At 70.6% G+C, this 9,325-nt stretch carries 8 protein-coding genes; all 8 read right to left on the bottom strand.

Annotation, left to right across the window (positions count from 1 at the left end; genetic code table 11):
• Positions 1 to 92 precede the first annotated feature (92 nt).
• On the bottom strand, positions 93 to 887 hold the full coding sequence (locus tag GVL05_RS19140) for a polyprenol monophosphomannose synthase (RefSeq protein ID WP_123294027.1): 795 nt from the start codon (positions 885 to 887) through the stop codon (positions 93 to 95).
• A gap of 45 nt (positions 888 to 932) precedes the next feature.
• Positions 933 to 1,574 carry a class F sortase gene (locus GVL05_RS19145; protein ID WP_235036071.1) on the bottom strand — a complete coding sequence of 214 codons (642 nt, stop codon included), beginning with the start codon at positions 1,572 to 1,574 and terminating at the stop codon, positions 933 to 935.
• A gap of 47 nt (positions 1,575 to 1,621) precedes the next feature.
• Entirely contained in the window at positions 1,622 to 2,776 is a 1,155-nt protein-coding gene (locus tag GVL05_RS19150) for a glycosyl hydrolase family 8 (protein WP_131921632.1), read from the bottom strand.
• 101 nt (positions 2,777 to 2,877) lie between these two features.
• Positions 2,878 to 3,699, bottom strand: coding sequence for a DUF4397 domain-containing protein (locus GVL05_RS19155; protein ID WP_123294030.1), 822 nt, complete (start codon positions 3,697 to 3,699; stop codon positions 2,878 to 2,880).
• A 275-nt stretch (positions 3,700 to 3,974) separates the two neighbouring features.
• Positions 3,975 to 5,963, bottom strand: a complete 1,989-nt coding sequence (locus GVL05_RS19160; RefSeq protein ID WP_132099623.1) for a glycosyltransferase family 39 protein — start codon at positions 5,961 to 5,963, stop codon at positions 3,975 to 3,977.
• Complete coding sequence (locus GVL05_RS19165; RefSeq protein ID WP_200849281.1) at positions 5,960 to 7,495, bottom strand: glycosyltransferase; 1,536 nt, start codon at positions 7,493 to 7,495, stop codon at positions 5,960 to 5,962. The genes GVL05_RS19160 and GVL05_RS19165 overlap by 4 nt, the downstream gene beginning before the upstream one ends.
• A complete protein-coding gene (locus GVL05_RS19170; RefSeq protein ID WP_235036072.1) occupies positions 7,492 to 7,962 on the bottom strand; it encodes a GtrA family protein in 471 nt (156 codons plus the stop codon). The genes GVL05_RS19165 and GVL05_RS19170 overlap by 4 nt, the downstream gene beginning before the upstream one ends.
• A gap of 282 nt (positions 7,963 to 8,244) precedes the next feature.
• Positions 8,245 to 9,249 carry an aldo/keto reductase family protein gene (locus GVL05_RS19175; protein WP_131845390.1) on the bottom strand — a complete coding sequence of 335 codons (1,005 nt, stop codon included), beginning with the start codon at positions 9,247 to 9,249 and terminating at the stop codon, positions 8,245 to 8,247.
• Positions 9,250 to 9,325: the final 76 nt, after the last annotated feature.

Below are 9,325 nucleotides of genomic sequence, written 5' to 3' on the forward strand. Positions count from 1 at the left end.
GTTCGCGGGACACTGTCGCTTTCGCGGTACCGACGCCGACCCCGACCGCCGACCCCGAGCGCCGACCCCGACCCCGACCCCGACTCAGCGGGTCAGGCTGCGTGGTCGGCCACGGCGTGCGCGTTGGTGCGCACGGACGGCAGCTTCCGGTGGTCCTTGACCAGGGAACGGGTCTCGCGGATGCGGCGGTCGATGCCCCACTTCGTCACGAGGGCCAGGCTCTCGCGCACGATGTTGCCGCTCATCTTCGAGACGCCGAACTCCCGCTCGGTGAACGTGATCGGGGTCTCGACGACGCGCAGACCGGCCTCGAGGGCACGCCAGCACAGGTCGACCTGGAAGCAGTAGCCCTTCGACGCGACGCCGGCCAGGTCGATCCGCTCGAACGCCCGTGAGGTGAAGACCCGGAACCCGCCGGTGGCGTCGCGGACCGCGATGCCGAGGGCCAGGCGCGTGTAGAGGTTGCCGCCGCGGGAGAGCAGCTCGCGGTACCAGGGCCAGTTCTCGACCTTGCCGCCCTTGATCCAGCGGGACCCGAGCACGAGGTCGTTCGTGTCCGCGAGCTCGAGCATCCACGGCAGGTACTCGGGGTGGTGCGAGCCGTCGGCGTCCATCTCGACGAGCTTGGCGTAGCCGTGCTCGAGGCCCCAGGCGAACCCGGACAGGTACGCGCCGCCGAGGCCGTCCTTCACCGTGCGGTGCATGACGTGCACGCGGTCGGTCTCGCGGGCGATGGCGTCGGCGATGTCACCGGTGCCGTCGGGCGAGTTGTCGTCGACGACCAGCACGTGGACGTTCTCGTCGGTGGCGGCGAGCGTGCGCTCGACGATGGGACGGACGTTCTCCGCCTCGTCGTAGGTCGGGATGATGACCAGGGTCTCGCTCATGGTGCTCCTCGTGCTCCACATCGAATGTATCGGTCGGTGTTTGGGTCAGTCCGACGAGAGGTCTGCGAACACGATCAGATTGTCCGTGTAGTGCCCGGTGGCGGTGTCGAACACGCCGTCGCAGGTGATCAGTCGGAGCTGGGGGGTCGGGGTGGTGCCGTAGACGTCGCTCGTCGGGAACGCCGACTTGGCGGCGCGTTCCGAGCGGTCGACGGTGAAGGTGCGGGTGCTGCCGTCGGACATCGCGACGTGGATCTCGTCGCCGGCGACCAGTTCGTCGAGCCGGAAGAACACGGCGGCGCTCGTCGGGCTGTCGACGTGGCCGGCGATGACTGCCGGGCCGACCTCACCGGGGACGATGCCGTCGCTGAACCACCCGGCGCTGTCCCAGTCGACGGGCGGGTCGAGTTCGCCGGCCGTGCCGCGGTGCAGGTCCTCGAGGTTCGACTGCACGCCGATCGCGGGGATCGAGACGCTGACGGGGGTCGCCGCGGATCGGGCAGCGGGTGCCGCCGGGTCCTGGAACCCCTTGATGCCCGACCCTGCAGAAGCAGAAGCAGAAGCCGAACTCGACGGCGCCGAACCGGCCCGCCCGTCCGACCCGTCACTGCCGACGGTCGACGCGAGCGCCACACCGGTGACGCCGCCGCCCACGACGACCGCGGCGAGCACGGCCCCGATCACCACGCCACGACGTCCGAACACCGAACTACGCCCGGCGGACCGTCGGCCGGTCACGATGCCCCTCCGGCCGTCGTCGCGCAGCCGCCGAGCACGTCCGAGGTGAGCATGGTCGAACCGAGGGCGGCCCAGGCGTCCCCGTAGTAGGTCGGCGTGGTGGCAGCCGTCCGGTCGGCCCGCTCGAGGTCGTCGGCGGCCGCACCGGAGGAACCGGCCGCGTACTCCGCGGCGGCCCGGGCGGTGTACGCCAGGGCGTTCGTGTCCCCGGTCACGGCGGTGCCGCCCAGGTCGAGCTGCGCCGCGAGCTGCGTCGTCCGACGCAGGGTCGGGGCGAGCGACCCGGCCAGGGCGCGGTCGTCGGCGGAGCAGGCCTCGGCGTAGCGGACGGGCGTCCGCATCGCGTCGTAGCCGTACAGCACGCGCTGGTCTCCCCCGGTGGCGGGCATCGGGTCGACGGTGCCGTCGGCGTGCACCTGCGACCAGTCGCTCGGCAGCTGCGACTCGTCGAGCACTGCCGCGGTCGCCGCGCGGGACCCACGGTTCAGCGCGGTCCAGCGGTCGTCGCCCGTGGCCTTCGCCAGCACCGCGAAGGCTGCCGGGGACGCGTACGAGGCGTTGTACCGGTACGGCTCGGAGTCCGCCCACGGCCCGGGCAGCAGGATCGTGCCGAGTTCCGTGGTCGCGGTCTCGTGTTCCAGGATCGCCGAGGCGATGCGCTTGCCGGCTGCCGTGTAACGGTCCTCGCCCCACGCGTCTCCGGCGAGCACCAGGGCCCGCGCGGCGTCGAGGTCGGCGTCACTGGCCGGCTGCTCGTCGGCGACACCGTCGTCGGGCGTCCAACGCCAGGCGAGCAGGTCGTCGTCGGTCAGCATGTGCGTCTTCGTCCACTTCCAGATGTCGTCGAACCGGTCGCGGTCACCGTTCGCGAAGGCGATGAGCAGCCCGTAGGCCTGTCCCTCGCTGACGGTGTCGTCGCCCTGGTCGGTGCGGACGACGCGGCCGTCCTGCACGTACCGGTCGAGGAACTCCGTGCGGAGCTCCTTCGGGGAGCGTGCCGCGTCGGGCGCGCTGGTCGAGGTCGGGGTGGCGACCGAGCCGCTCGAGGCCTCGGTGTCCTGCCCCCACGGGCGAACCGCGATGAGCGCGACGCCGACGGCGACGACCACCGCCGCTGCGGCGGTGACGGGTATCCAGGTCCTGCGGGTCATGCTGGCCTGCCTTTCCGTGGATGGTGACGAAGGATCTGGACGGGAGGGGCGGATCACGTGAGCGTGTCGGCGCACGCGATCCGTGCCTCCCGGCCAGGGCGTCAGCGGTACAGCGAGCGGAGCGCTGCGATGGCCGTGTGGACGGCCTCCGTCATCGGTCGGTCGGCGGCTGCGCCGCCGCCACCCGTCTGCACGCCGCCGGTCGGCGTCGCGGCGGTGGCTGCGGCGTCCGTGACCGGCACGACCGTCAGGTCGCCCTTGCTGTCGTCGAGGACGAACAGGGTGGAGACCGTGTTGCCCGCGAGGTCGACGCTGGCGGTGCCCTGCTGGCCGCTGCCGGAGACGTCGAGCGTCCACTTGCCGGAGTCCACGGTGGCGTACTTGGTGGCGGTGCCGAACTTCGCGCCCTCGGCGATGGCGGTGCCCTCGGAGGTGCTCACGTCGACCTGCTTCGCCGTGGTGGCGGCCTGGACGAGCCGGAGCTTCGCCTTGCCGTCGCCCGGCTGCTGCAGGTCGTCGGTGAACGCCGTCGTCTTGAGGTCGGTGTTCTTGCCGTACGCGACGACCGTGCTCGCGTCGCCCTTGTCGACCTTGACGTCGGTGGAGATCACGGGCGTGGAGTCCGGGGCGTCCGAGGCCCGCATCGACAGCACGTAGGTGCCGACCGGGAGCTCCTGGTACTTGCTGACCTGGCCGTACGTGACGTCGTCGAGTTCGAAGATCGTCTTGCCGCCGGACAGGCTGGACAGTTCGACGTCGACGCCCTTGGTGTCGGGCGAGAGGTGGCCGACGCGGAGCCAGCCCTCGTCGGCGGTGGCGGCGGAGGCGGTCTGGGGTGCTGCGAGTCCGACGGTCGCGGCGACGAGGGTCGCTGCGAGTGCGCCGACGACGACGGTGCGGCGTCGCTGGGTGTGTGCGGTCATGGTCGTGCTCCTTCGGGTCGTGGTGCTGGTCGAGTTGTGTGCGGTGGTGCTGCGGGCCTTGCTGGGGCCGTGGATGCGAGCGTCCCCGCGAGCGGGTGAAATGCCGGGGTCGGCGTCCGGAGCACCCTGGTGTTTCGCCCGCTCGGCGGTCCCGCGTGTGCGGGTGGTGCGGGTGTCCCCGCGAACGGGCGAAATGCCGGGGTCGGCATCCGGAGCACCCGGGTGTTTCGCCCGCTCGGCGATCCGGGCGGCGGACGGGGCGGCGGGGCGGCGGGTCACGAGGCGCTCGTCGCGGTCGTGGTCGGGTCCGCCGGGGTGTACGTGACGGTGAGGCGTTCGCCCTCACGCTCGACCGACGCCGGCCGGAACGAATCGGGCATCGCCTCGAGGGTGGCGGCCACGCGCTCCGCCGAGGCAGCGTCGCTCGTGTGCAGGACGGCGGTGCGGAACGGCTGCCCGGTCTCGCCCGTGAGCGGGGTGAACCGGTCGACGCGGACGTCCTGGTCGGCGAGCACCTGGCCGAGCGCGATCATCGCTCGCGAGTCGACCTGACCCGCACGGAACTGCGACTTCGTGCCGTCGTCGGCCCGGAGCGCCGGGTTCGACGCCAGCTCGGTGCCCATGGTCTTCCGCAGGTCGCTGGCCCGGGTGATCGCGGTCTGTGCGGCCGTCGATCCCTCGGCGTGGATGCGTCGGACCTCGACCTGCTGGTCACCGGACCCGAAGGTCGCGACGGCCGTCGAGTTCTCGATCGCCTGGCGGATGTCGGACGACGAGTTGCCGCCGGTCCGCATGGAGTCCGTCGTGATGACGTAGTCCGAGTCCTTCCAGCCGTTGGGCGACTGCCGCTCCACGGCTCCGTCGGTGTCGAGCTTGTAGTACCAGACCACGTTGTTCCGGGCGAAGCCGTCCTCGACGAGGTCGACCCACATGGCGTCGTCCACCAGCAGTCGGGAGGACTTCGAGACGTTGTCCCCGACCCACTGCTCGGCCTGCTGCATCGGCAGGTCGAGGTTGCCCAGGACGAAGCCGCGCAGCTGTGTTCCCCAGAGCGGCACCGCCACGACGAGTGCGACAGCGGTCGTGACGGCCCAGGTGATGCCGAGACCACGACGGGTCCCGGCGCCGAGGCGGGTCCGGGTGCGGACCCGACCGGCGATCGCCAGGACGGCACGCTCGGCCGTGTAGGCGACCAGCAGGGCGGCGAAGGGGATGAGCATGATGACGTACGGCACCGGCAGGTACCCGTTCGGGCGGAACATCATCGCGAGCAGGAAGACGAGCATGGCGGCGATCGGACGGACCCGTCGCATGAAGAGCCCGACGACCGCGGCGGCCGAGCCGAGCACGATGAACACCGGGTCGAGCGCCCACCACTGCGACGCGGCGGCGTTGGCCAGGCTGCCCGGGTCGAACAGCGAACCCGATGCCGAGCGCGAGCCGAGCTGGTAGGTGATGCCCTCGAACAGGCTGACCCGACCGCTGCTCGGCAGCAGCTCGCCCTTGACCGCGGCGAGCAGCAGGTACCCGCCGCCGATGATGACGAGGACGGCGCCGGCGACGCTCAGCGTGTACCGGCGGGTGCTCTTGTCGGCGCGACGGATCGCCATCCAGATGAGGAACGGCAGGGCGAGCAGGTACGTCTCCTTGGAGAGCACCGCGATGCCGAGGCACGCAGCGGCGCCGGCGAACCCGGCGAGCTGCTGGCGACGGCTCAGGACGAGGACGAACGCGGCGAGCAACCACGGCGTCGCGACGTTGTCGATGTAGACCGTGCGGTGGTACTGCAGGGCGAGCGGCGACAGCGCGAAGACGAGTCCGGCTGCGGCAGCGGTGATCCGGCCGGCACCGAGGCGGCGGGCCAGGACGAACAGCAGGATGCTCGAGACGGCGGAGAAGAAGACCATCGCCTCACGGCCTGCCTCGACGGCGAACGGGTAGCGCGCGAACGCCCCGGTCAGACCGGTGTAGCCGGCGATCTGGATCCAGCCGAGTGGCGGGTGGTCGTACCAGTACGTGTAGTGCGTGATCTCGCCGAGGTGCATGATCGCCCAGGCCTGCGCCGTGTACGTACCCTCGTCGTCGATCCGCTGCGGGGTGCCGGACATGTTCCAGGCCTGCACGATGACGGTGACGGCGACGACGGGCAGCAGCCACGTCAGGCTCGCGGCGTGCCGGCGGAACCAGGCGCCGATGCCGGTGTGGTTCCCCGCGACGGCACCGCGGATCGGGATGCCGGTGGTGTTGGTGATGCTGGCGGTCATCGGGTCCCTCCTGTGGTCGTGCCGGCGAGCTCACGCTCGGAAGACGAAGACGAAGACGAAGACGAAGACGTCGCGCCCGCGGACCCGGACCCGGACCCGGTCAACTCCGACGCGAAGCCGACGACCTCGGCGGGCTGCTCGGCGTTCCGGTGCTGGCCCGTGTGCTCCGTCTTCTCCCAGCCGTTCTGCCCCTTGGCGTGGCGGACGACGGCTCGGACGGCTGCTGCGGCGAGGAAGATCTGGTACGGCACGAGACCGAGCACGAGCTTCACGTAGTCGCGGAACCGGACCTTCTCCTTGTAGATGCGACCGAACTCGTTGAGGCCGACGACCTCGACGGCCAGCAGCATGAGCGTCGGTGCCACCGGGATGAACGACACCAGGGCGATCGCCGTCGGCACCTTGACGAACAGGATCATCAGGACGCTGAGCGGGATGAGCAGACCGGTGGCCGCCTGGATGAACGGCATGGTCAGCATGTACCGGGCGAAGAAGCGCTGACGGAACGACGGGAGCTTCTTCCACTCCCCCTTGCCGAGCACCTGCAGGAAGCCCTGGTTCCAGCGCGTCCGCTGCTTGAGCAGCGAGGCGAAGGTCGGCGGGGTCTCCTCGCGGGTGACGGCCTCGGGGCTGTACGCGACGACGACCTTCGCGCCGTCGGCGGACAGCCGGACGCCGAGCTCGCAGTCTTCGGCGAGGCAGTGCGCGTCCCAGCCGTTCGACCAGTCGAGGCGTTCCTTCGTCACGAAGACGGTGTTGCCGCCGAGCGGGATGAACTTCGAGCCGGCGTGGAAGTGCAGGCGCGAGCGGAACCAGAAGTAGTACTCCAGGACGTTCCGCAGCGACCACCAGCTGGACTTGAAGTTCATCAGCTGCACGCCGCCCTGCACGACGTCGGCGCCGGTCTCCTGGAACCGCGAGTCCACCAGGGTGAGCAAGTGCGGGTAGACCTCGTCCTCGGCGTCGAACACGCCGACGACGTCACCGGTCGCGTACTGCAGCGCCAGGTTCATCGCCTTCGGCTTGTTCTTCGGCAGGGTGTCGTCGACGACCACCCGGATCAGCTCGGGGTGGCGGGCTGCGGCGGCGCGCACGACGGCGTCCGTCTCCGGGTCGTCCTCGCCGACGATCGCGATGATCTCGAAGTCGGGGTGGTCCTGCTTCGCGAGCATGTCGAGCGTCTGGCCCATGACCTCCTGCTCGTGCCGCCCGGGCACCAGCAGGGTGAAGCGGTGCGCGGCCGGGCGCGGGGTCTGGCTGAAGCTCGTCGACTTCAGCGCGTCCCGCGAGCGCCAGGCGTGCAGCATCCACCAGAGCGTCGTCAGCGCGACGATCGTGAGCAGCACGGAGATCGCGATGAGGGCGGAGTAGCCGATCCACTCACCCAGCGACCACGCGGCCTGCTGGACGGCACCGGAGCCTCCGGTCGGGACGTCGGTGGTCCCTCGGTTCGGGACGCTCGACGGAGCGGTCCCCTCGTTCGGCTGGAGCAGCGGCCCTGCGGCCGTCAGCAGCGTGGCGGAGATGGTCATGCGGCGAGCCCCTTCGTGCGACGAGCATCGGTGGAACGGAAGACGAGGGCCTTGTACGCGGCGAACCGGAAGGCGGTTCCGAGCACGAGGCCGACGCCGTTGCCGGCGACGTTGTCGGCGAGGGTCGAGGTGAACCCGAGGACGTAGTGCGAGACGAACAGGCAGGCTGCGGCGATGCCGAGCCCGATCAGGTTCGTGGCGGCGAAGAGCAGCCCCTCGCGCACGGTCTCGCGGCGGCCGGTCTGGCGCTCGGCGCGGAACGTGATGAAGCGGTTGCCGATCCACGCCACGGCGGTCGCCACGACGGCCGACACGATCTTCGCGGCGATGGGACCGTCGGGCATGACGGTGGCGCGCAGCAGGTTGTAGATGCCCAGATCGATGACGAAGCAGACGGCACCGATCGTGCCGAACGACGCGAGTTGCCTCGCGGTGGCGAGCAGGCGCGAGACCGTGCCGGGTCGCACGGTCGGCACCGTACCGGTGTCGGGTGACACCAGAACGGGGGTATCAGTTCGGGTCATGCCCCCGATTCGGGGGGAACGCGACTGCGGTTTGGGTGGGGTACGGGCTTACCCAGGTGTCTGCCAGTTCCACGACACGTGCCGTTCATCCGGGGTACGGACGGCCGATCTGTGCAGACCGGACCGGTCTGTGCAGGCCAACAGGGCTGTGCGGCCGACCGAAAAGCGGACGGGAGGCCCGTGGCGGCGTCGCCACGGGCCTCCCGTCCGATGGTGGGTCGCGTCTCAGGCGGGACGCTGCGCCGGGGACACGGTCTTGGCCGCGTCGCGCTCCGGGAGGTCACCCAGCGCCTCGTCGATGGCGGCGAGCGCGTCGGCGTCGAGCGTGACGCCCGCTGCCTTGACGTTGTCCGTGACCTGCTCCGGACGCGAGGCACCGACGATGGCGCTGGCGACGTTGTCGTTCTGCAGCGTCCACGCGATCGCGAGCTGCGCGAGGGTGAGGCCGGCCTGGTCGGCGACGGGCTGCAGGCGCTGCACGGCCTCGAGGACCTCGTCGCGCATGAACCGCTTGATCATGTCGGCGCCGCCCTTCTCGTCCGTGGCACGCGAGCCCTCGGGCAGCGGCTGACCCGGCTTGTACTTGCCCGTCAGCACGCCCTGCGCGATGGGCGACCAGACGATCTGCGACAGGCCGAGCTGCTTCGAGGCGGGGACGACCTCGCCCTCGATGACCCGCCACAGCATCGAGTACTGCGGCTGGTTCGAGATGAGCTGGAAGCCGAGCTCCTTCGCCAGCGCGGCGCCGGCGCGGATCTGCTCGGCGTTCCACTCGCTGACGCCGATGTAGAGCGCCTTGCCCTGGCGGACGACGTCCGCGAAGGCCTGCATGGTCTCTTCGAGGGGGGTCTCGTGGTCGTAGCGGTGCGCCTGGTAGAGGTCGACGTAGTCGGTCTGCAGTCGCGTCAGCGAGCCGTTGATCGACTCGAGGATGTGCTTGCGGGAGAGTCCGACGTCGTTGTGCTGCTTGGGGCCGGTGGGCCAGTAGACCTTCGTGAAGACCTCGAGCCCCGCACGCCGCTCGCCCTTGAGCGCTTCACCGAGGACGGTCTCGGCGGCGGTGTTGGCGTACGTGTCCGCGGTGTCGAACGTGGTGATGCCGGCGTCGAGCGCTGCCCGCACGCACTGCGAGGCGACGTCGTTCTCGACCTGCGAGCCGTGCGTCAGCCAGTTGCCGTAGGTGATCTCGGAGATCTTGAGTCCGGAGTTGCCCAGGTACCTGAATTCCATGGTCACGACGCTACTGGAGCCCGCCGACACGTGAGGGGCCCCGCGAGTGCCTGCCGCCCGCCGCGGGGTGGGGCGG

Origin of the sequence: Curtobacterium sp. 18060 (genome assembly GCF_902706105.1) — a bacterium.
In the GTDB taxonomy this organism is placed as follows: Bacteria; Actinomycetota; Actinomycetes; order Actinomycetales; family Microbacteriaceae; genus Curtobacterium.